The sequence below is a fragment of the Candidatus Edwardsbacteria bacterium genome (assembly GCA_018821925.1).
Lineage (GTDB): Bacteria > Edwardsbacteria > AC1 > AC1 > EtOH8 > UBA2226.
Map to the genome: position 1 here is coordinate 26,309 of JAHJLF010000014.1, position 19,997 is coordinate 46,305.

The following is a 19,997-nucleotide window of genomic DNA, read 5'->3' on the forward strand; positions in this document are numbered from 1 at the left end:
ATCATCCATGAAAACCAAAATAGCTTTCCTGGCAATATTGTTCGTTTCCATTGCCGGACTGGCCCTGGCCCAAAGCGGAAACGATCTGTTAAAAAGAATAGACGAAAAACTTATGCCGGAAAGTTATGAGGCCTACCGGAAGCTGATAAATATTGAGCCCAACGGCCGAAAAAAAGAATTTATCTTCTATACGGTAAAAAAAGGGAAGGATAAAGTTGCCATGTTGTATCTTTCCCCGGCCAGCGAAAAGGGCAGGACCACCTTAAGGTTGGGCGATAATATGTGGCTTTACATACCCAATGTGGGCAAGCCGATACGCATAACCAGCCTGCAATCCATCACCGGCGGGGTGTTCAACAACGCCGATATCATGCAGGTCGACTACAGCGCGGAATACGATGTCGAAAAAACAGAGAAAACAGAAACAGGATATATTCTGGAATTAAAAGCGAAAAACAAAGCCGTGGCCTACGATAAGCTTAAGATGTGGACCACCAAAGACGAAAATTTGAAGAAAATAGAATGCTATTCCGCCAGCGGAATGCTGATAAAAACCCTGGACTTTAAGGAAATGAAGAATTTTGGCAATGGCCTGATCCGCCCGGCGGTTATAGAAACGCACAGCCCGCTATATAAGGGATACCTTTCAACCATGATCTATACCCAGGTGAAATCCAGAACCCTCAAGGACGAAGTGTTCACCCTAAACTTTATGTCCCAGCTTGAGGGGTTAAGAAAATGAGGTCTTTGGCGGGGCTGCTTTGTCTTTTAATCTTCAGTGCGGTTTCCCGGGCCGAGGATTATTCTTTTGAAGTGCCCCCGGTGGAAACTCAAAAGGAAACCCTGGAGCTAAGCGGCCAGCTTGACGCCAGATATTCCCTTTTGAAAAGCAGAAAAAACTCCCCGCTGTATTCCTTACAGTACGTCGATCGGCAGTTATCCGATGTTCTGACTTCGTGCCGGGTTGATTTTTATTTAAACGGAGACTACCGGACCGAAGATCTCGGGGTTCATGTGAAAACCCAGTTGGAATATTTTGACGCCAGCCAGGCGGATTTTGGCCTGTATGAACTTTATGGAAATGTGGACCTACCAGGCAATTCATTTTTGCTGCTGGGGCAAAAGATGTTTAATTGGGGCAAAGGGTATGCCTTTAATCCGGTGGGATATGTCAACCCCCAAAAAGATCCGGAAAACCCCGAGCTGGCGCAATCGGGAATTTTGTCAATGAATTACCAATATACCAAAAGTTTTTCCAGGGGGGCGCTTAATAATTTATCAATGGACCTGATCCTGGCGCCCGCGGTCAACACAATTAACGGCAAAATAGCGGAGGCGGAAAAGACCGACCTCGCCGCAAAGATTTATTTTCTGCTTTGGGATACGGATATCGATCTGATGGGTTATTTCAGCAGGATAAATCCCAAAAGTATCGGATTTGATTTTTCGCGGAATATCCTTTCCAGCCTGGAAATCCACGGAGAGTTCAGCAGTTTTGCCAACCAGTCCAGATATTATATTCTACAAGACAGCCTTCAAACTGACAACATTGACGGATCCTCCTACCTTATTGGCCTGAGATGGCTGAATAGATGGAATATCACCACTATTGCGGAATATTACCTTAATGATGCCGGCTTAAGCGGGGATCAATTTGAAGAGTACAATGCGTTCTTGGTAAATGCGGCCGCTTCGGGCGACAATGCAGCCATAGCCAGCGCCTTAAGTGTCAGCCGGGTATATTTTGGCAGCTCCAACCTGATGCGGGAATATCTGTATCTCAAGGCATCCTGGCCGGAACCGTTCAACTGGCTGTATTTCACCCCGGCCGTACAATGGATTTATAATCTGGAAGACCGCAGTTCTTCGGTAGGGGTTCCCGTCAGCTATAAACCGATAACAAATTTTGAGTTGGTCGTTTGGCCGTCCCTGTTTGCCGGCAAAGGAAATTCCGAATACGGCAGCAAGCAATATGAAAGCAAGGTGGAGCTTTGGGCCAAGTTTTATTTTTAGCCGGAATCGCCGTACAATAAGCAAGGAAACATTGTTTTGTTCGTTTTGAAAATTAACCACTAAAAACCCCGTCGGATAAATCAGGCGATAGCTAAAAAAGCACAAAAACGTAAAACTACCAAAGTTTAGAAACAATAAAAAAGCCTCCTTAGAAGGAGGCTTTTTTGACTATCACCATCTGGCGGTAGGATTCAAGCAGCTGGTTATCGGGGTCCAGCTCCAGGGCCCGGTTCAGATGTTTCAGGGCTTCACCATATAATCTCATCTCCACCAGGCAGACCGCCAGGTCATTCAGAATGCTGGCGTCGCATTCATCCAGGGCCGCGGCCTGCTCCAATATCTGCCGGCCGCTCTTCTGATCGCCGGACATGAAGACCGCCCACCCCAGCAGATGCATGGTCTGGGGATGGGTGGGCCGGATGTCCAGGGACTTCTTCAGCTGGACGATGGCATCCTCAAAGCGGTCCATATAGCTGTAGAGCGAGCCCAGCTGCTGGTAATAGTTGGCCTCATTGGGATTGAGCCCTATGGCGGCCAGCAGGTGTTTCTCGGCTTCGGCAGTATCCCTCTCCAGAATCAAAAGCTCGGCCAGACCCCAATGCGCCAGTTCCAGGACCAAAGCATTCTCTTTTTGCAATTCCGGAATGGCCAGGATCTCCCGGTAAACTTTTAGGGCCTCCTTGCGCTTACCGTGGCGGGATAGCTGGTCGGCCTGGGCGAAAAGCTCGCTGTCGTTATTTTTTGGGCTGGGCATGCTGCTGATTCTGGCTGGATATCTTCTTCAACTCATCCAACAAATCCTGGCGGGTGCAGAGGTTCTTGGCCACCAGGACATTTATCAGGGCCTGGATGGAAAGGGCGTTGGCGGCCACTCCCTGCTGAATGCTGATGGCATGGCCCTGCTTGGTTCCTTTGGGCCCAAAGATATTCTTTAAAAAACTCATTTTTTCCTTCGCTCCTCCCAGGCCCGGCGCTCCTTTTCGGTGGCCTTGCCGGTCTCGATCAGATCCCGGAATTCTTTCTCCGAAAGCGGTGTTCGGCGTTCATTGCTTCTCTTCTTGGATTTTTTTTTGGCGGCAACTTTGGGCATTCTTATCTCTCCAAAAATGGTTATAGGGTTATGGCAGTTCTTTTATCCGGTCCTGGGCCAGTCCGGCCTCGGGGCTGCGCGGGAATTTCTTTATCAGGATTTCCCAGTTTTCCCTGGCGGCTGCTTTATTGCCCAGTTCTTTATAGCAGAGGCCGGACTTGTAATAGGCCGCCGCCGCCTTATCCTGATTGGGGTACAGGGCGATGACCTTTTCGAACTCGGCCAGGGCCTCTTGGTATTTTTTCTGGGCGTAATATCCTTCGCCAATCCAGTATTGGGAATTATCGGCCAGGCTGCTGGTGGGATAAAGCTTCAAGAATTCCCGGAACCCGGCGATGGCCAGGTCGTAATTCCCCCGGGTGATATCCAGATAGGCGGTGTCATACAGCTGTTTGGGGTCGGGTTGTGAAGAAGTCTCCTTGGGTTTTTCCGGCGGGGTTGGCGGTTTTATCTGCTGGCTGTTGTCGGGCTTCGAGGAACCCAGCGGCAGGGTTTGGACCATGGGCCGCGACTGCTGATCCTCGTATTGCTGGTCCATGCTCATCATCCGCTCGTTCAACGATCCCCAGCGGGTGCGCATCTCGGCGTTCAGCTGATAGGTGATATCGGTCTGGGCCCGAAGCAGGCTGTCCATCAGGGTCATCTGGCTCTCCATCTTCTTCTGGCTGGTCTCCAGGTAGTCCAGCTGGTCGCGCATCCGGACGTATTCCTTCTTGACACCGCATCCGGCCAGCAGGGGAAGGCAGAGAATGAACAGGATTGTTTTCTTCATGTTACTTCTTTTCGATCACGAATTCCACCCGGCGGTTCTTGGCCCAGCTGATCTCGTTATGCCCGAGGTCGGCCGGTTTTTCCTTGCCGAAGCTGACGGTGGCCAGGCGGGAGCGCTCCACCCCCAGGTTGACCAGGTAATCCCTGACGGCCACCGAGCGCTTCTCGCCCAGCGCCAGGTTATACTCGGTGGTGCCGCGTTCGTCGCAATGTCCTTCCAGCCTGACCGATACCTGGGGATAGCTGCGCAGGAGTTTGGCGGCCTCGGTGAGCAGGGAGACGGAGGCCTCCTCTATTGAATATGAATCGAAGCCAAAGTAGACGGTGGAGAAATCGATTTTCACCTCGGGCTTTTTTTCTTCGGGCGTGGTGATCGGCTTCTCAACGGTGAGTTCCGGCTTGACGATCTCCTCCTGCGGAGTGGTCTGTTTTTTGGCGCAGCCTGAAAACACCATAGTCAGAGCGGCAAAAACACATAACGGGATCAACAATCTATTCATGATTAACTCCTTTATATTGTTATAGTGATAGTTTAGTATTTCAAGGAACTGAAACCGGGCTCCAGGCCGGCATCAAGGCCCCGCTGAGGTTGGTGACGGCCTTCTGGCCCGAGCCCTCCCAGTGCATCAGCCACAGCTGGCTGCTGCCGATGCGGTTGGAGGAGAACGCTAAATGCAGGCCGTCGGGCGACCAGGAGGGATCCTCGTTATCGCCCTCGAAGGTCAGCTGGGTGTAGCCGTCGCCGGTGACATTCATGGCGCAGATCTGGAAAAGTCCGTTGATGCGGGAGACGAAGGCGATCTTGTCGCCCTTGGGCGACCACACCGGTGAAGTGTTGTAATTTCCCTGATAGGTCAGCCGCCGGATATTGGAGCCGTCGGTATCCATCAAATAGATCTGGGGGCTGCCCGGGCGGTCCGATGTGAAAACCAGCTCCCGGCCATTAGGGGACCAGCCCGGCGAGCAGTCTATGGCCCAGCTGTTGGTCAGCCTCTGCAAGGACCGGCTGTCCAAGGTATAAAGGTATATCTCGGCATTGCCGTCCCGGGAGAGGGTCAGGGCCATTTTTCGGCCGTCGGGTGACCAGGCTGGGGAGGTGTTCAGCCCCTCGACCTGGGAAATGGCCAGAAGCTTCCAGGCCTTCATATCCAGCGAGTAGATCTCTGTCCGGTTGCGTTGAAAGGAAATGAAGGCAAGTTTGCTTCCGTCGGGCGACCAGTCGGGCGACAGGTTGATTGTGTTCAGGGCCGTTAATTTTTGCAGGTTGTGGCCGTCATAATCCACCAAAGCCAGCTCTTTGTTCTGGCCGTTCTTCTGGCAGAAAGCTATCTTGGTGGAGGCCACGCCGTTCTCCCCGGTAAGGGCCTTGATGATCTCGTCGCAGATCCGGTGGGCCTGGCCACGGGAGTGATCCACAACTACTTCTTTGGTGAAGATATCGCGCCCCACGCCCAGGTCGTAGATCCGGACCTTAAGGTGATCCTGCTTTTTGTCGCTGCGCAGTTCGGGAATCAACAGCATCTTGGCCCCCAGCAGCTGCCAGGACCCGGCCTGGACCTGGCCTTTCTTGAAGCCGTATCCCGGATCGCTGTCCGGGGACTCAATCAGCTGGAAGTACAGCGAGAAAGCTAGGTCGTCAGACAGCACATCGATGGTCTCTTTAACTTTGGCGACAGTCTCCTTGGAAATTTTCCCCTGGGCCTGGATGGGAGTGACCACCAGCTCGATGGGCCGCCTTTCCGAGGTGGACAGCTTCAGGTAGACGTCGGTCTGGGCTGCAACAAAAGGGCATCCCAGAAGAAAAACAACAGCCGAAATAAAATATTTATTTAGATATATGCTCAGTGTCATTCTATAGTGTATAAATAATATTTAAAGGTCGAAATAGATCATGCCGGGTTTCCCTAAAGGAAGTTGGTCTTTTATTTGCCCATCGGCCGAAAAAACGACCGCCCCGCCAAAACTGGTATCGCCTTGCTCCCGGCAACCGATATAATTCACCATCAGGGTCGGAACTTTAATGGCGGCTACTCTTTTTGAATATTCGGGGAGTTCCTCAGTATTCCATCTCTCTTGATCTGCCGACCCGTTGGCAAAGGAGCGGGACATGGGCAAAAACAAAATTTGGGGATTAACGGCGGATAACCGGCTGCAGATGGCATCGACAAACAGATCACCGCAGATTAAAAACGCCGTGCGCAGCCCGGCAATACCACAAGATTCTATGCCGGTTCCCTGGCGATATCTGTTCTGATCGGCTTGAAGCCCATGCCAACCCGGTGACATCCTTCGGTATTTTAAAACAATGCCCTGGTCCGGGGAAATCAATATGGCAGTATCGTAAAGAGAATTCTTCACCCGCTCCAGCAGTCCAAGGGCAATAGAGATATTCTTTTCCGCAGACAAGGAACAAAGCTTATCGGTTATAGAGCCGGGAACGGTTTGCCCCAACAAAAGGTCATGATCAGGCTGGTCATTATTTATCAGCCCGGTCAGACAAGCTTCGGGGAATAATACCAGATCAGCCCCTTCATTAGAAGCCTTTTCGGTGAAGGTTATGAGGGTCTTTAGATTGCCTTCTATTGTCGGCGATAATTTCGGTACGGCCAGAGCAAAACGGGTCATTTCACATACTCAAATTCAAAATGCACCCCCAGCACCGATACCTTCATCTCCTGCGGGAAGGGCGGGAAAGTTTTGGCCTGGTAGACCGCCCGGATGGCGGCCTGGTCGAACAGAGCGTCGCCGGAGGATTTCTCCAGGTTGGCCTCCAGCAGATTCCCCTGCCGATCGATCTTGAAATAGATGGTGGACCGGATCACCTGTTTCTCGCCCTGGTAGGGATTGCGCCAATGCTGGCTGATCTTGGTCAATATCATGCCCAGGTAGTATGACCCCTCCGGGGAGACCCCTTCGGCGGCCAGCACCTTCATTCCCTGGGGAAGGTTCGGCACCACCGGGCCGCCGGCCGATTTCGGCTTTTTATCCGGAGTCTTTGCTTTCGGCTGCGGTTTGACCTTGGGGGCAGCCGGCTCCTTTTGGGCCGAAGGCTTGGCTTCGGGAACCGGGGCGCTCTCCATGTCCTGGCCCTCGCTTCCCGAGACTTGGGGCAGGGACACCAGGTTGACCTGATATACCGCCGGATAGGAGGGCTGGGATGCCAGGTTCAACACCCTGGCAAAAAAAATCACTGTCAGAAACAACAGCAGATGAAAGGACAGCGATATGGAGAATTCCCGTTTCATTTGCTGGCTTTGGGTTCGGTGACCAAGCCCAGGTTGTTGACCTTCAGTTCCTTCAACTGCCCGATGATCTCCACCACCAAACCGTAAGGCACCGATTTGTCGGCTTTAAGGTAAACCGGCCGGGCAGCGTTCCGGGCCAGCAGCCCCCTTACCACCTGGGAAAAGGCCTTGGCCGATACCGGCTGGTCGTTGATAAGTATCTTGCTTCCGGAGGTCAGCACTATGGTCAGGCCCTCCTCTATCTGGGGCTTGGAGGAATCGGCCTTGGGCAGGGCCACCTCCACCCCGGAGCGCATCATTGGAGCGGTGATCATAAAAATGATCAGCAGGGCCATGCAGACATCCACCAGATTGGTGATGTTGATGGAATCCAGGGGCGGGATATGGAAACGCTCCCGTCTCATGGGGCTACTTCCCCCCGAACACCGAATGGACCCGCAGGTCGCCCAAAAATTCCGAAGACAGGTTCTCCATCTGCCCGGCCATGTGGCGGATGCGGCTGTTGTAGGCATTGAAAGCAATGGAGGCCGGGATGGCCACCACCAGCCCGGCGATGGTGGTCACCAGGGCCTCGGCGATGCCGGGGGCCACAACCTGAATGCTGGTGGATCCGAAGCGCTTGATGTCCACGAAGGCCACCATGATACCCCAGACCGTGCCCAGCAATCCGATCAGCGGAGTGACGTTGGCGATGGTGGCCAGCGTGATCAGCCGCCGGCTGATGGCCTCCACCTGATCGCCGATGGCCCGGTCCATGGCGGCCTGGATGTTGGGCAGCACCTCCAGGGGAAAGGAAAGCTTCTGCCCGCCGGACAGGCGCTGGGCCTCGGCCAGCCCCTCGGCCAGGATCAGGAACAGGGGCGAAGCCGGGTGGGATGAGGCAAAGGCGTCATCGAAGGTTTTGCGCTGTTTGAACTTTTCCATAAACCTTTTATTGGCCTTGGCGATATTGTTCAGGGAGCGCCGTTTATAGATTATCACCGTCCAGGAAAAGACGGAGACCAACAACAGGCCGACCATGATGATGCCGGTGAAGATGTCGTAGCCGAAGATCATCCCCAAAGTACTGCCGCGCTGAAAAATCTGAAGCATAATGATTGGTTCCTAAAATTATTGAGGTTTAGCCCTGCGGCTGGATGCCGGTCAGTATCTCCAAAGCCTCCAGGTATTTTTGGCTGGTCTTGTCTATCACATCCTTGGGCAGTTCCGGGCCCGGCGCCTGCTTGTTCCAGTCCAGGGTGCTCAGGTAATCCCTGACGAACTGCTTGTCGAAGCTGGGCTGCGATTTTCCGGCCTGGTATCCGGCCAGGGGCCAGAAGCGCGAGGAGTCGGGGGTCAGCACTTCGTCTATCAGTATAAGCTCGCCGTTAAAATCGCCCATCTCGAATTTGGTGTCGGCGATGATGATGCCCTTTTCCTCGCCGATCTTCCGGGCTGTGCCATAGATCTCCAATGAAAGTTTTTTGACCAGATCGGCCTTTTCTCCTCCCAGGATCTCCGACATTTTTTCGAAGGAGATGTTCTCGTCATGGGCGCCGATATCCGCCTTGGTGGAGGGGGTGAAAATGGGCTGATCCAAGCGGCTGGATTCCACCAGCCCTTTGGGCAGTTCTATACCGCAGACCTGGCCGGTCTTATTGTAGTCCTTCAGTCCTGAGCCGGTCAGATAGCCGCGCACGATGCACTCCACCGGCAGGGGCTGGGCCTTTTTGACCAGCATGGAGCGCCCCTCTAGTTCATTTTTGTATTTATGACATTCAGCAGGAAAGTCTGCCACCTCGGTGGCCACCAGGTGGTTGGGCATGATGCCGGAAATTTTGCCGAACCAGAACTTCGAGATCTGGGTCAGCACATAGCCCTTCTGGGGAATGGCGTTGAGCAGGACCACATCGAAGGCCGAGATGCGGTCGGTGGTCACGATCAGCAGATGCTCCCCCAGGTCGTAGATGTCGCGCACCTTGCCCTGGGATATCTTTTTAAGATCGGGGAAGTTGGTTTGGGTGATGGTTTTCATGAAATCGGTTTCCCTCTTTTATTTAACGTGAAGGTTTGAATAATATTATCAGGCAGGTTGTTTTTTCAGACGTCGGTCCGTTGTTTCTGAAGCCGTGCTGCTTTTGCTACAAGTTCGTCATCGCCGATCTCTCGGGCGGCTACCAAGGCCAAGCTAGCCGCTTCCCGGGCAAGACCGGCATCGCCTTTTTTAAGGTACATTTCGGCCAGGCCCAGATAATCCACCGCCAGGTCATTTCTAAGCCCATGTTCAATGTCGACAGCGATGGCCAGTTTAAAATATTCCTCAGCCCTGGTATAGTCAGCCAACTGCGTGAAGATCTCCCCCAATCCGCTGCAGGCCCCCTCGATGCCTTCGGGATCGTTTGCTTCCCGGGAAACGGCAAGCTGGCGTTCAAAACATCCCTGGGCTTCCGTCATATCCCCCAATTCGGTCAAAGCCAGGCCCATATTGCCCAAGGCTTGCAGGATACCGATTTTGTAGCCGAGTTTTTGGGAGAGATCCAGTTTTTCACGATAACACTCCAGGGCCCGGGCGAAATCGCCATGCCGGTTATGGATATTGCCGATGTTTCCGACGGCTACGCTGATATTGGCGATGTCGCCGAATTTAGTCGCCGAATGAAACTGTTTTTGATAATGCTCCATGGCCAGATCCAGCCGGTCCTGATAAAAATAAGTATTACCCATGCTCCCATAAAGAATGGTCAAAAAAGTATTGTCGTTCTGACGCAGCGAAATGTCCATACAGCGGTTGAGATATTCCAAAGCTAGATCGTGTTTGCCTTGCTGCATATATATCTGGCTCAGGTTGCCCAGCCCGCTCATCAGGTGCTTGAGACCGCCGCTTTTTTCGGCCCTATCGATCAGGAGGCAGAAACAGTCTTCGGCTTTCCGGTTATCTCCGGAAAAACGATAGGCCAGCCCGATCTCGTTGGTGACCTGATTCAGGCCGCCCTCATCGCCCAGTTTTTTATAGATCGCCCGGGCTTTTTTGAGCGGTACCAGAAAGTCCTGAGTTTTTCCCAGATAACGAAGCAACCGGATGCGTTTGACCTCGGAGTCGGCTGTTTCCTTCTTGGCCCCAGCTATTTTGGCAAACTCATAATTGTTGGTCAAGAGCCTTACAGATTCCTGCCATTCGCCCGCCAGGTCCAGCACCTCAGCCTTGCGCAGATATACGGTATAGGCATAATAGCTTTCACCGGCCTGTAGCCAGAGGTTCTTTAGTTTGTATTGTGGGGTGGCCATTTCGGCTTGAATGCGTTGGCGAGATTACTGATTGTATTTCTGCTCCGCTTGGGCGGATTTCTTCTCCACCTCCTGCCGCATCCTGGCCCGCATATCCTCCAGTTTCTGGGCGATGTCGGGGTATTTGATGGATAATATTTCGGCCGCCAGGATGGCCGCATTCTTGGCCCCGTCGATGGCCACGGTGGCCACCGGGATGCCGGAGGGCATCTGGACCGTGGCATACAGGGCGTCCACCCCGGCCAGGGCGCCGGATTTCAAAGGAACGCCGATCACCGGCAGGGTGGTGTTGGCGGCCACCGCACCGGCCAGATGGGCGGCCAGCCCGGCCCCTGCGATGATGACCTCGAAGCCGCTGCTGCGGGCTTCCTTGCAGAACCCGGCCACCTTATCTGGCAGGCGATGGGCGGAGAGGATCTTCACCTGGGGTTTTATCCCGAATTCTTTCAGGGTCTCGATGGCTTTCTCCATCACCGGAAGGTCGCTGTCGGATCCCATCAGGACGGCAACTTTAATGTCTGGCATATTGCTCCTTTACTACCGGGCGATAACCGATCGCCCCTACGGTTAATTTATGGCAATCGTTTCAGGCTTGATAAATCAAACCCTTACGTTATAGATATTACCTTATACTTGATGGTGCCGGCCGGGACCGTTATCTCCGCGATATCGCCCACCTTTTTCCCCAGCAGACCCTTGCCGATGGGGCTTTCCACCGAGATCTTGCCCTGGTCGAAATCGCCCTCATGCTGCCCCACCAGGATGTAGGTCTCCTGCGTGCCGTCGCCCAGGTCCTTCACCTTGACGGTCTTGCCGAAGACCACCACCCCTTTGGCCAGCTTGCTCTGATCAATCACCTCGGCGTTGGTGAGGTCCGTCTGCAATTGGCGGATCTTCCGTTCGATCATGCCCTGCTTTTCCTTGGCGGCATGGTATTCGGCATTCTCCGAAAGGTCGCCCAAGCTGCGGGCATGGGCCAGGGCTTCCGATACATTGGGCCGGTCCACCGATACCAGTTTTTCCAGTTCGGTCTTCATTTTGGCCAGGCCCTCTTTAGTGGTCACCACTCTGGACATAAGGATTCTTCCGTAGGTTTTTTAAGATTTTGTTTCGATCATTGCCATATAACTCATACCCCCCTGAGGATAAATTTCAGGGGGATGTTTGAGGACAGTCACACAGGTTCATTATATATTTTAAGGCTATGGTTGTCAAGCTTATAAAGGAGTTTTCAGTTCGATCACCTCTCGGGGTAACTGCCGAAAAGTCGGCCCCAGGATGTATTCTTCAACCAGCGGCGATAGACCCGGCTGTCCCACAAAGGCCAGCGAAGGTAATCGTGATAAACCTCCGATGCCAGGATGAACAAGTGGACCAGCGGAGTGCGGAAAAAGAAGTTCTGCATGCCCCTTAGGGGGCCGAACCAGATCATATCTCCGCCCACCCGGCGCACCAGGTTCTTGCCCACCTTGAAATTCCAGCTCTCTCCGGAGATGTCGTCACCCACCAACTCCAGCTCCTCGGGCCTGCCGCAGCCCAGGCCGCGTTCATGGGCCAGCCGGATGTAGTCTATCTTCATGGGGTCGAAGCCCATCATTTTGGCCGCCACGGCGTCTATGGCCACCGGATCGCTTGATGCCAGCATGTAATCCTTGATCACCGGATACATGGTGCGGGGCCCCGGCCCGTTGCCGGCGGTGGTGTCGTCCATTACTGCGAACAGCCCGGAATGGATCTCCTGTTGGATGGCCAGCAGGTCCACCAGCACTTGGTGGATCCAGGAGTGGGCGTAGTGGCGCTTGGTGTTCAACAGCCCGCCGAAGGCGTTCTTCATGGCCCCGGTGGTGGTGGTGTAGATGTGGCATTTCATGGTCGGCAGATGGAGGATGTTCTTGTCGAAGAAATAATCCGGCACCAGTATCCCTTCGGGAAATATTTTATCCAAGGCCAGCATCTTGGCTTGGGGAACATAAGATACCCATTTCATATCCGCCGCCTTGAAATTATACAGCACCGGAACAGAGTGCTTTCTCAGGATGGGCAGATACCGGTTGAGATCCTCGCCCTTGAAAGTATCGGTAACCACGGTCTTGTTCTGGACGCAGGATATATCTTTATAGTCGGCATCCCGCAGGGCCTTGATCACTCCCTCTAATTGCCAGGGGGTGGTATTGGCCGCCGGGAAGGGATAATGCCAGGAGATGTTATCCTTTAATATGACGGTTTTCTTGGGGTCGAGCTGCTCCCGGAAACCGGCCAGGTCCATCAGCCGGGCGATATCATTTAGTATGCTCTCCGGCTTGACCTTTAATGCTGCTACTTTGGATCTCATTATTTTTCTTTCAGTTTCCTTCCGATTGAGGGGGCGGCTGTTTGCCATTGCTTAAAATGTTCAGACATTCCGCTTCTTCGGTTACTTTGTTGCCGGTGTACATCAGGCCGGCCATCATTATCAGGCTGGAGACCAGGATCACGAAGAACAGCACCCCCTCTCCGAACCTTGCCAGCATGAACTGCTGGGGAATGCTGTAATACAGAATGATAGTGATCAGCCCGCGGGGGGCGATGAACAGCTCGGGGAACAGGCTGACCCGGGCGATATATTTGAGGTGAAAATAACGTACCGTAAAGATCATTACCATTATCAGGCTGCCCAGCAGGATGATCTCCATATTGAGCAGGTAGGCCAGGTGGATGGAGTAGCCGAAAAGCACGAAGAAGAAGGTCCGGATGACGAAGGCCGACTCCGAGGTGATCAGCTTGAGCTGCCGGAGTTCGTAGGTCAGCTTGTAGGGGTTCAGGAATTTCTTGATGGGGCCCCGGACTATCAGATAGACGTTGCTGATGGTCAGGCCGAACACCAGTATCAGCAGCAGCGACGAAAGGTGGAGCAGCTCGCCCAGTGAATACACCAGGAACAGAATGGAGAGCAGCAGGAAGAATTTATTGTGCCCGGCGATCTTGTCTATGAACAGCAGCAACAGCAGCGAACAGACCACCGAGATCAGCGAGATGACCGTCAGGTTGCCAACGAACGAGAACACCGAAGAGGCCGACCAGATGCTTTTCTGGATGGCAAAGTTGAAGATCATGATGCCGATGATGTCCGAGAAGGTGGCCTCATAAACCATGAACTCCTTTTTATCGGGGCCCAGGTTGCAGACCGAGGGGATCACAATGGCGCTGCTGATGACGGCCAGGGGGACCGCGTTCACGAAACAGCTTTGGAACGGGGCATTCAGAACCAGCTTGATCACCAGGGCTATCAGCAGGGAGGAGGCCATGAAGACCAGCACCGCCGAGGCCATCGATTTCTTTATCACCGGCAGTTTCTCCCGGGTAAGGCTCAGCTCCAAAGTGGCCTCCAGCACGATCAGAATCACTCCGATGATGCCGAACAGCTCCAGGTACATCCGGGAGTTGAGGAAGGCGATGTTCAGATGACTGCCGACAAAGCGCAGGATGATCCCCACCGTTAAAAGCAGCAGGACCGAGGGAATGCGCGACTTCCGGGCCAGAATGTCGAACAGGTACGACATTATCACCAGAAGGCTCAAGGAGATGATCACCGAATATGAAAGCAATCCCGGATGGTTCATAGATCAAGCCAGATAATAAGTTTGTTGTGTTGTTCAATGATAATTATCTTATATATCCTACCTGAAGTCAACTCAAAACACCGGGGTTATTTTTATAAAACTATCCAGGATAGCAGGATCACCAGGATAAACCCGGTGAATATCGCCCCGTAGGAAATGGAGAGCAGGTTCAGTTTGATAAAAGTAGGCCAGAAGCCCTGCCGGTAGAATCTCTTCATGCTCAGATACAGATACAGGGGAATGGTCATGATCAGCAGGCTCATCCACTGGCTGAGCACCGGTATCCGGAAAAAGCGGGTAACGGTGATCGCCAGGATGGTCAGAAAAACAAAGGCGTGGAAATGGATGGAGAATATCAGGTGCTGCATGTAATAGCGGCCGGAGCGGATATAAAGCAGTTTTAAAAGCAGGGCAAACAGCGGCATCAGCAGGAACATGCCCTGAGCAAAACGTTCTATCAGCGTTTCCACAAACAATTCTGGATTCTTGGCCCCACGGCGGTAGCCCTCCTCGACCATCCTGGTGAAACGAAAGTCGAAGCTTAACGTATCCTCCCCGGCAGCGGGGATATCCTGACCGATAATAGGCTTCGGAGCGCTCTCCACGGCCCGGGCTTCTGTCCTTGTCTCGGGTTCCTCATGCAACTCCTCCAAATGGGAGCGTTTGCTGGCCATGGCCAGCAGCAGGAACAGCAGAAAGCTGATGATCACATAGGTCCGTAAGGGCGGAATGTAGCGCACCCTCCTGCCAGCTACATAATCGGCAGTCAGAAAACCGGGTTTGATGATCAGCGGCGACAGGGTGTGGAAGAAGCGCGAATCAATCCGCAGTTCGTCCCACAGGAATTCGTGCAGCAGTTCTTTGAAGGGGACGTTGATGTCGGTGTTCTTCTGGCCGCAGTCGTGGCAGTATTTTCCGTGCAGTTTTGTCCCGCAGTTGAGGCAGTTCTCCGGCAGGGCATGATGGATAACCGCCTTGCGGGGAACGAAGAACCCGGTGGCTCCCTTGTAGTGCAGGTATTCCGCGCCCAGGTGCAGCTCCAGGTCCTTCTCCTCGATGCGGCACAGCAGGTAAAAGGCGGGGATCCACAGCAGGGAGAACATCACCAGGAACGGGGAGTTCAATATCAATGCCGCCACCAGGGGGAGAGCCATCTTGCCCAGGGCCTGGGGATGTCGGATATTTTTATAAATCCCGTGGACGGACGTTTGCCGGTCTTTTACGGCTATGCTCTCCGGGCCGGCGTCTATCATCCCCCGAATCCAGATGACAGCGGCGGGAAGGCCGACTATGATCGCGGCGGCCAGGGAGAACCAGCGGTTCCATAAAAATTCGGCCGGGATGAATTTGAAGGCCGGGAAGGCCTTGTAAAGCAGAAAGCAGATGAAATGCAGCACCAGGGCTGCCACCGAAACGATCCGGAAGATCATAGCCCGCATGTCGGTCCGGCTTTCTTCGGCCAGGGCCTGAATGGACCCGGCGACGCTGCGGTATCCGAAGAACAGATACAGTCCGCCGGAAAGGAGCATTGATATAAGAACTACCCAAGCCATAAAATCTTTTTATAATTGCCTAATATTATTTTGTTACCAAATCCTCGGCCTGGGAGAAGTGCATCTGGAATATCTTCCAACTTCCCTCTATTTTCTCCAGGACTCCGGTCCAGCGCACCTTCTCCCAGTTGGCCGGGCGTCCTTTGAAGGTGTTGAAATCATCCAGCAGACAGGCAAACCAGGCGGTTTGCAGGGATGGCGAAAGATTGATCCTGAGTTCATGAAGCTCGTATTTTATCGCTTTGAAAGCATCCTGCATAAAGAGTTTTTCAACCAGTTCTTTAAATTGCCCGATGCCATTGATGGTGCTTTTAGAGTCGGTCTGAAAAAAGAATAGCTCCTTGTTCTCTACTACCGAAGAATATAATTGTTCCAAGTTTTTGTTGTTTACCGCCCACCCGATGTTGTCCCTTATGGTCTGCTCGATCGTTTCAGTCTCGGAGTGGGGGTTATCAATATTATTGAAAGCGTAAGGCATGGTATTAGTCCTTTTTGTTATCAACCAGAGGGGTTTATTGATTGCTTACCATAACAGTTTAATTATGTCAGTTCGTCATTCCCGTCCTTCGGCCTTGCTCAGGATATAAACTCCGGCGGGCCTGTCCGCCGGAGTTCGCCGATGGCGAACGAAGGAGGAAATCTAGTATAAACCTTCTGGATACCTGCCTTCGCAGGTATGACAAGAAGTCGCAATGACGCATTTTTGTCAGCATCATGAGCGATAAGTGCAACTACTTGCCGCACTCATTAAGATTTATCCAAAAGCGCAGGATATTTTTCTCGGTGGAGTCCTCTATAACAATGTTCTCAAGGATTCCGCCGTTATTTTCGATCACTTTCCGAGAGGGGAGGTTGCCCTCGTTGCAAGTGACCAAGACGCGGTGGGTCCCGTTCTTTCGGGCCTCGTTCAAGGTTAGCCGCAGTATTTCCGTAGCGTATCCCTTCCGGCGATGTTCGGGGGACACGTCAAAGCCGATATGCCCGCCGATGTTCAATAAATACTCGTTGAGGCTAAGCCTGAGCCTACTGTTGCCTATAAGAACATTGTCTTCGTTCAGGAACCAGAAGGATATTTGCGTGACCTTTCCCGGCGGCAGGTTGTCCGGGTCCTCATAGCGGTTGAGTGCGGCTATATATTCCCGGAAAGTCTGGCCATCTTTTAACTGATGCCGGTCCTCATCGTGCCGGCGGTAGGTTGCGGAGAATGCCAGGAACTGGCGCTCAGAAACCTCATTTAATCTGATATGATTAAGCATATTAGTGTCTTGTTTCATTTAACATTAATTGTCGGCAAATATTCCAACTTGGGGTTGGAGATCGCTTTCAGGATATTCTCCTTTACCGGGGAGCCGTCAGACTGCAAACGATTCAACATGTTTCGGATGACCAGCCGCTGGGAATCCTTTGCTCCGGGACAGGAGAAGGTTTTTACCCGCCCGAACCTCTGCCGCGAGTATTTCATTATCTCAGTCTTCCACACATAGGCCAAGGGGCGGATGATATGCAGTTTGCCCCTGATGATAGACTGCCTGGGCAGGATGGCGGCCAGTTTGCCGGAATACATGATATTCAGCAGGGCCGTCTCCACTATATCATCGGCATTGTGTCCCAGAGCTATTTTATTGCAGCCGTTTTTTTCCGCCAGGTCGAAAAGAGATTTTCTTCGGGCCAGCGAACATTTGAAACAATCTGTAAAAATATCATCGCTAAGCGGCGTGGCAAAAGTCACAAAAGGCATATCTATGGCGCCGCAGATCTCCTCCAGCCTTTTTAACGGAGCGATGGGTTTCCCCTGGTACTCTCCCGGCACATGCCCGGCGATGATTGATATTCCCAGGCTGCGGCCAAGCTTCTTATGCTGCTGGGCCAAAATATCCAGCATTACCAGGCTGTCGCTGCCGCCGGAAAGAGCGACCAGTATCCTGTCGCTGCGCTCTATCTGGCAAAAATCCTTTTCGGCCCGGATGACTCGGGGATAGACCTTGCCCCAATTATCTGGTTTGACCAGGGAATATCTTTTATTACGATCACTCATTGAAAAAGTATATTTTACCAGCCGGGGAATGTCAAGAAAATAGTACAAACAATGATCCCTCGCCACCAATAAAGAGAGGGGCCCTATTTTTATGTCGTCATCCTGAACGCTACTACATAATTGACCATTGAAGGATCTTCGGCATATAGATTCTTCGACTTGTTGGGCAGTGAGCCAGGCCCAGAATGACGGAGCCAGACAAGGGGATTAGACCCGCTAAAAAGCATTGACCTGACAGGACAATTAAAGTAAAATGTAGCGAGAAACGTAAAATATATCCATTAACCACGATGCTGATAATAATAAAAATACTGCTGATTTTTGCCCTGATAATATTCCTGTTATGGCGCAAGTGGCCGCTGGGCCCGGTGATGCTTCTGGCGTCACTGTCCCTGGGTCTTTTATTCAGGGTATCGCCGGGGGATATGGGGCAGAGCGCGCTCAGGGCGGCCCTGGATTTTGAGACCACCATATATCTTATCATCGTTCTCTACCTGATATCCATTCTGGAGAACCTGCTGCGGACCGGCGGACTGCTGGCCAGGATGGTGGGCGCCTTAAAGGTGCTGTTCCGCGACCACCGGCTGGTGGCCTCTTTCATGCCGGCATTTATCGGGTTCCTGCCCTCGGCCGGGGGCGCCATGTTCTCCGCCCCGCTGGTGAAGGAGGCCGCCCAGCATATGGATCTTTCGCCCGGCCGGAAAACCTTCATCAACTACTGGTACCGCCATATCTGGGAGGCGGTATTCCCGCTGTACCCCGGCTTGCTGCTGGCGGCGGTGCTGGCCGCCCGCCCGGTGGCCGACCTGATATACAAGCAATGGCCCTATACTGCCGGAGCTATCGTCATAGGCTGGCTGGTGGGCTGGCGCGGGGTAAAGAAAGATGTTTGGGATCAGGCGGACGATTATAAAAAGGCCTGGAGGGATGTGCTGCTGACCATGTCCCCGGTGCTGTTCGTGATAATATCGGTGTTGGCCTTCAAATTCGACTTGGCCATTATGACAGCCCTTGCGGTGACAGGCTTGGCCATGGGATTGAAATATAAAATTAAAAAGATACCCCGCCTGCTGTGGGAATCATTCAAGCCGATGACCTTGCTGCTGATCGTCGGGGTGATGGTCTTCAAGGGGATGCTGGAGACCAGCGGGGCCATAGCTGCCCTGCCCGGAATACTTTTGGGCAGCGGGGTGCCCAAGGTGGCCATAATAACAATACTGCCGTTCATGGTCGGCCTGTTGACCGGAATCAGCCAGGGCTATGTGGCAGTGGCGTTCCCGCTGCTGTTGGGAATATTCGGGTCTCCGGCAGGATCGCTCAACTGGTATGTCCTGGCGTTTGTGGCCGGACTGGGCGGGGTGCTGATCTCCCCCAGCCATCTGTGCCTGGCCCTGACCCGGGAATATTTTGAGGCCAACTGGGGCCAGGTATACCGCTACCTGCTGCCGGCTTCAATGGGGTTAATGCTGCTGGGATTAATTCTTTATTATTGGTGGCGGTAAAGGAAGTGCATTCGACGATCAAATTTTTATTCGAATTCATCGGGATTAGATTTTTACAATAATTTTTTTCAACCCATATTAATTTATCATTAAAGGAAGTTTTATTAAAGTATTTAAGGATCGTGAAAGCAAAGGCAAGGGAAAGCTGAAAAAAGATGATAATCCTAGTGGTACACATTATTACGATATGCTTAGAGATAATATTGGTTGGGAGTTAAATAAGTAGAATATAAGCAATAAATATTAGGAGAAATAATGAGAAAATATATTGTGGCGCTATTAATAATGCTCAATTCTTCATTGTTTGGAATAGAGTATTACACTCCGTGGTCATACAATTTAAAAGTTACACATAATGCCAATGGGGGTTACATAATGCCCCAATGGTCGCCTAATGGCAATTATATCGCTTTTTTTGATACGGATACGTTATTTGTATATGAGTATAATAGTTCTAAGTATCTTATAAAGAAACCGATGTCCGTTGAAAACAGACAAATACTTTGGGATAAAAATAGTTCGAAAGTAATATTAAACACAGACAAAGAAGTGTATATTTTAGATATAAAAACTAAAATTGTAAATAAAATTAAACATATGCCTCAGGGCAAAAATGACTGGATCGATTTATGGTATTGTTATGGCGATGGCAGATTGTTAATTAAATACAACAAAATGAAAAAAAAGGATACAGTTTTAGTTTACAGTTTAAAGAAGAATAAATTTATTGATGATAAGATCAAATATCCTTCAATATCTGGTTCTTGTGAGATATCCCCAGATGGAAAATTCGCTTTAAAAGTTGATTGTGATAAAATAATTTATTATGATTTCGAGGCCCAAAAGGATAGAATTATTTATAATATAAATATTAGTTCAGTATTTTGGAGAAGTGATTCTAAGTCTTTCTTTACAATATCAAGGA

Annotated in this window: 24 protein-coding genes; 4 read left to right on the forward strand and 20 right to left on the reverse strand. The window is 51.8% G+C overall.

The features are described from left to right. The first annotated feature begins 7 nt into the window (after positions 1-7). Both KJ869_01135 and KJ869_01140 read left to right on the forward strand, forming a co-directional pair. Positions 8-742 carry an outer membrane lipoprotein-sorting protein gene (locus KJ869_01135; GenBank protein ID MBU1575796.1) on the forward strand — a complete coding sequence of 245 codons (735 nt, stop codon included), beginning with the start codon at positions 8-10 and terminating at the stop codon, positions 740-742. Further along, on the forward strand, positions 739-2,013 hold the full coding sequence (locus tag KJ869_01140) for a hypothetical protein (protein ID MBU1575797.1): 1,275 nt from the start codon (positions 739-741) through the stop codon (positions 2,011-2,013). The genes KJ869_01135 and KJ869_01140 overlap by 4 nt, the downstream gene beginning before the upstream one ends. A 148-nt stretch (positions 2,014-2,161) precedes the next feature. On the opposite strand, the gene KJ869_01145 is transcribed toward KJ869_01140, so the two are convergent. From KJ869_01145 to KJ869_01240, 20 genes are all read right to left on the reverse strand, one after another. After that, a complete protein-coding gene (locus tag KJ869_01145) occupies positions 2,162-2,767 on the reverse strand; it encodes a tetratricopeptide repeat protein (protein ID MBU1575798.1) in 606 nt (201 codons plus the stop codon). After that, positions 2,748-2,957 (reverse strand): hypothetical protein, encoded by a 210-nt coding sequence (locus tag KJ869_01150; GenBank protein MBU1575799.1) that lies wholly within the window; start codon positions 2,955-2,957, stop codon positions 2,748-2,750. The genes KJ869_01145 and KJ869_01150 overlap by 20 nt, the downstream gene beginning before the upstream one ends. After that, complete coding sequence (locus tag KJ869_01155; GenBank protein ID MBU1575800.1) at positions 2,954-3,103, reverse strand: hypothetical protein; 150 nt, start codon at positions 3,101-3,103, stop codon at positions 2,954-2,956. The genes KJ869_01150 and KJ869_01155 overlap by 4 nt, the downstream gene beginning before the upstream one ends. Positions 3,104-3,131: 28 nt before the next feature. Beyond that, positions 3,132-3,875 (reverse strand): tol-pal system protein YbgF, encoded by a 744-nt coding sequence (gene ybgF, locus KJ869_01160; GenBank protein MBU1575801.1) that lies wholly within the window; start codon positions 3,873-3,875, stop codon positions 3,132-3,134. A 1-nt stretch (position 3,876) separates the two neighbouring features. Next, positions 3,877-4,374, reverse strand: a complete 498-nt coding sequence (gene pal / locus KJ869_01165; protein MBU1575802.1) for a peptidoglycan-associated lipoprotein Pal — start codon at positions 4,372-4,374, stop codon at positions 3,877-3,879. 40 nt (positions 4,375-4,414) lie between these two features. Next, positions 4,415-5,725, reverse strand: a complete 1,311-nt coding sequence (gene tolB / locus KJ869_01170) for a Tol-Pal system beta propeller repeat protein TolB (protein MBU1575803.1) — start codon at positions 5,723-5,725, stop codon at positions 4,415-4,417. Positions 5,726-5,746: 21 nt separating this feature from the next. Further along, complete coding sequence (locus KJ869_01175; GenBank protein MBU1575804.1) at positions 5,747-6,499, reverse strand: carbon-nitrogen hydrolase family protein; 753 nt, start codon at positions 6,497-6,499, stop codon at positions 5,747-5,749. After that, positions 6,496-7,119: a TonB family protein gene (locus tag KJ869_01180; GenBank protein MBU1575805.1), complete on the reverse strand. Its 624-nt coding sequence runs from the start codon at positions 7,117-7,119 to the stop codon at positions 6,496-6,498. The genes KJ869_01175 and KJ869_01180 overlap by 4 nt, the downstream gene beginning before the upstream one ends. Continuing rightward, positions 7,116-7,523 carry a biopolymer transporter ExbD gene (locus tag KJ869_01185; protein MBU1575806.1) on the reverse strand — a complete coding sequence of 136 codons (408 nt, stop codon included), beginning with the start codon at positions 7,521-7,523 and terminating at the stop codon, positions 7,116-7,118. Before KJ869_01185 ends, KJ869_01180 begins: the two co-directional genes overlap by 4 nt. A gap of 4 nt (positions 7,524-7,527) precedes the next feature. Continuing rightward, complete coding sequence (locus KJ869_01190) at positions 7,528-8,211, reverse strand: MotA/TolQ/ExbB proton channel family protein (GenBank protein ID MBU1575807.1); 684 nt, start codon at positions 8,209-8,211, stop codon at positions 7,528-7,530. A gap of 28 nt (positions 8,212-8,239) precedes the next feature. Further along, complete coding sequence (locus KJ869_01195) at positions 8,240-9,133, reverse strand: phosphoribosylaminoimidazolesuccinocarboxamide synthase (GenBank protein ID MBU1575808.1); 894 nt, start codon at positions 9,131-9,133, stop codon at positions 8,240-8,242. A 65-nt stretch (positions 9,134-9,198) separates the two neighbouring features. Further along, positions 9,199-10,383, reverse strand: a complete 1,185-nt coding sequence (locus tag KJ869_01200; protein MBU1575809.1) for a tetratricopeptide repeat protein — start codon at positions 10,381-10,383, stop codon at positions 9,199-9,201. Positions 10,384-10,407: 24 nt separating this feature from the next. Next, positions 10,408-10,908 (reverse strand): 5-(carboxyamino)imidazole ribonucleotide mutase, encoded by a 501-nt coding sequence (gene purE, locus KJ869_01205; GenBank protein MBU1575810.1) that lies wholly within the window; start codon positions 10,906-10,908, stop codon positions 10,408-10,410. Positions 10,909-10,991: 83 nt separating this feature from the next. Continuing rightward, positions 10,992-11,459 carry a transcription elongation factor GreA gene (greA, locus tag KJ869_01210; protein ID MBU1575811.1) on the reverse strand — a complete coding sequence of 156 codons (468 nt, stop codon included), beginning with the start codon at positions 11,457-11,459 and terminating at the stop codon, positions 10,992-10,994. 164 nt (positions 11,460-11,623) lie between these two features. Continuing rightward, positions 11,624-12,715, reverse strand: a complete 1,092-nt coding sequence (locus KJ869_01215; protein MBU1575812.1) for a DUF362 domain-containing protein — start codon at positions 12,713-12,715, stop codon at positions 11,624-11,626. Positions 12,716-12,725: 10 nt separating this feature from the next. After that, positions 12,726-13,982: a cation:proton antiporter gene (locus KJ869_01220; GenBank protein ID MBU1575813.1), complete on the reverse strand. Its 1,257-nt coding sequence runs from the start codon at positions 13,980-13,982 to the stop codon at positions 12,726-12,728. A gap of 92 nt (positions 13,983-14,074) precedes the next feature. Then, positions 14,075-15,535, reverse strand: a complete 1,461-nt coding sequence (locus tag KJ869_01225; GenBank protein ID MBU1575814.1) for a DUF3667 domain-containing protein — start codon at positions 15,533-15,535, stop codon at positions 14,075-14,077. Between the two features lie 25 nt (positions 15,536-15,560). Then, entirely contained in the window at positions 15,561-16,013 is a 453-nt protein-coding gene (locus KJ869_01230) for a nuclear transport factor 2 family protein (GenBank protein MBU1575815.1), read from the reverse strand. 253 nt (positions 16,014-16,266) lie between these two features. After that, on the reverse strand, positions 16,267-16,791 hold the full coding sequence (locus KJ869_01235; GenBank protein MBU1575816.1) for a GNAT family N-acetyltransferase: 525 nt from the start codon (positions 16,789-16,791) through the stop codon (positions 16,267-16,269). A 14-nt stretch (positions 16,792-16,805) separates the two neighbouring features. Further along, positions 16,806-17,570, reverse strand: a complete 765-nt coding sequence (locus KJ869_01240; GenBank protein ID MBU1575817.1) for a hypothetical protein — start codon at positions 17,568-17,570, stop codon at positions 16,806-16,808. Positions 17,571-17,860: 290 nt separating this feature from the next. On the opposite strand from KJ869_01240, the gene KJ869_01245 reads away from it, so the two are divergent. After that, on the forward strand, positions 17,861-19,072 hold the full coding sequence (locus KJ869_01245) for a DUF401 family protein (GenBank protein MBU1575818.1): 1,212 nt from the start codon (positions 17,861-17,863) through the stop codon (positions 19,070-19,072). 255 nt (positions 19,073-19,327) lie between these two features. Continuing rightward, positions 19,328-19,997: hypothetical protein (locus tag KJ869_01250; GenBank protein ID MBU1575819.1), on the forward strand; the 670-nt coding region annotated here is incomplete at its 3' end.

Bases quoted from the DNA above. Each gene is read 5' to 3' on its own strand.
- KJ869_01135 (MBU1575796.1), top strand. From the start codon at position 8: ATGAAAACCAAAATAGCTTTCCTGGCAATATTGTTCGTTTCCATTGCC.
- KJ869_01140 (MBU1575797.1), top strand. From the start codon at position 739: ATGAGGTCTTTGGCGGGGCTGCTTTGTCTTTTAATCTTCAGTGCGGTT.
- KJ869_01145 (MBU1575798.1), bottom strand. From the start codon at position 2,767: ATGCCCAGCCCAAAAAATAACGACAGCGAGCTTTTCGCCCAGGCCGAC.
- KJ869_01150 (MBU1575799.1), bottom strand. From the start codon at position 2,957: ATGAGTTTTTTAAAGAATATCTTTGGGCCCAAAGGAACCAAGCAGGGC.
- KJ869_01155 (MBU1575800.1), bottom strand. From the start codon at position 3,103: ATGCCCAAAGTTGCCGCCAAAAAAAAATCCAAGAAGAGAAGCAATGAA.
- ybgF (MBU1575801.1), bottom strand. From the start codon at position 3,875: ATGAAGAAAACAATCCTGTTCATTCTCTGCCTTCCCCTGCTGGCCGGA.
- pal (MBU1575802.1), bottom strand. From the start codon at position 4,374: ATGAATAGATTGTTGATCCCGTTATGTGTTTTTGCCGCTCTGACTATG.
- tolB (MBU1575803.1), bottom strand. From the start codon at position 5,725: ATGACACTGAGCATATATCTAAATAAATATTTTATTTCGGCTGTTGTT.
- KJ869_01175 (MBU1575804.1), bottom strand. From the start codon at position 6,499: ATGACCCGTTTTGCTCTGGCCGTACCGAAATTATCGCCGACAATAGAA.
- KJ869_01180 (MBU1575805.1), bottom strand. From the start codon at position 7,119: ATGAAACGGGAATTCTCCATATCGCTGTCCTTTCATCTGCTGTTGTTT.
- KJ869_01185 (MBU1575806.1), bottom strand. From the start codon at position 7,523: ATGAGACGGGAGCGTTTCCATATCCCGCCCCTGGATTCCATCAACATC.
- KJ869_01190 (MBU1575807.1), bottom strand. From the start codon at position 8,211: ATGCTTCAGATTTTTCAGCGCGGCAGTACTTTGGGGATGATCTTCGGC.
- KJ869_01195 (MBU1575808.1), bottom strand. From the start codon at position 9,133: ATGAAAACCATCACCCAAACCAACTTCCCCGATCTTAAAAAGATATCC.
- KJ869_01200 (MBU1575809.1), bottom strand. From the start codon at position 10,383: ATGGCCACCCCACAATACAAACTAAAGAACCTCTGGCTACAGGCCGGT.
- purE (MBU1575810.1), bottom strand. From the start codon at position 10,908: ATGCCAGACATTAAAGTTGCCGTCCTGATGGGATCCGACAGCGACCTT.
- greA (MBU1575811.1), bottom strand. From the start codon at position 11,459: ATGTCCAGAGTGGTGACCACTAAAGAGGGCCTGGCCAAAATGAAGACC.
- KJ869_01215 (MBU1575812.1), bottom strand. From the start codon at position 12,715: ATGAGATCCAAAGTAGCAGCATTAAAGGTCAAGCCGGAGAGCATACTA.
- KJ869_01220 (MBU1575813.1), bottom strand. From the start codon at position 13,982: ATGAACCATCCGGGATTGCTTTCATATTCGGTGATCATCTCCTTGAGC.
- KJ869_01225 (MBU1575814.1), bottom strand. From the start codon at position 15,535: ATGGCTTGGGTAGTTCTTATATCAATGCTCCTTTCCGGCGGACTGTAT.
- KJ869_01230 (MBU1575815.1), bottom strand. From the start codon at position 16,013: ATGCCTTACGCTTTCAATAATATTGATAACCCCCACTCCGAGACTGAA.
- KJ869_01235 (MBU1575816.1), bottom strand. From the start codon at position 16,791: ATGCTTAATCATATCAGATTAAATGAGGTTTCTGAGCGCCAGTTCCTG.
- KJ869_01240 (MBU1575817.1), bottom strand. From the start codon at position 17,570: ATGAGTGATCGTAATAAAAGATATTCCCTGGTCAAACCAGATAATTGG.
- KJ869_01245 (MBU1575818.1), top strand. From the start codon at position 17,861: ATGCTGATAATAATAAAAATACTGCTGATTTTTGCCCTGATAATATTC.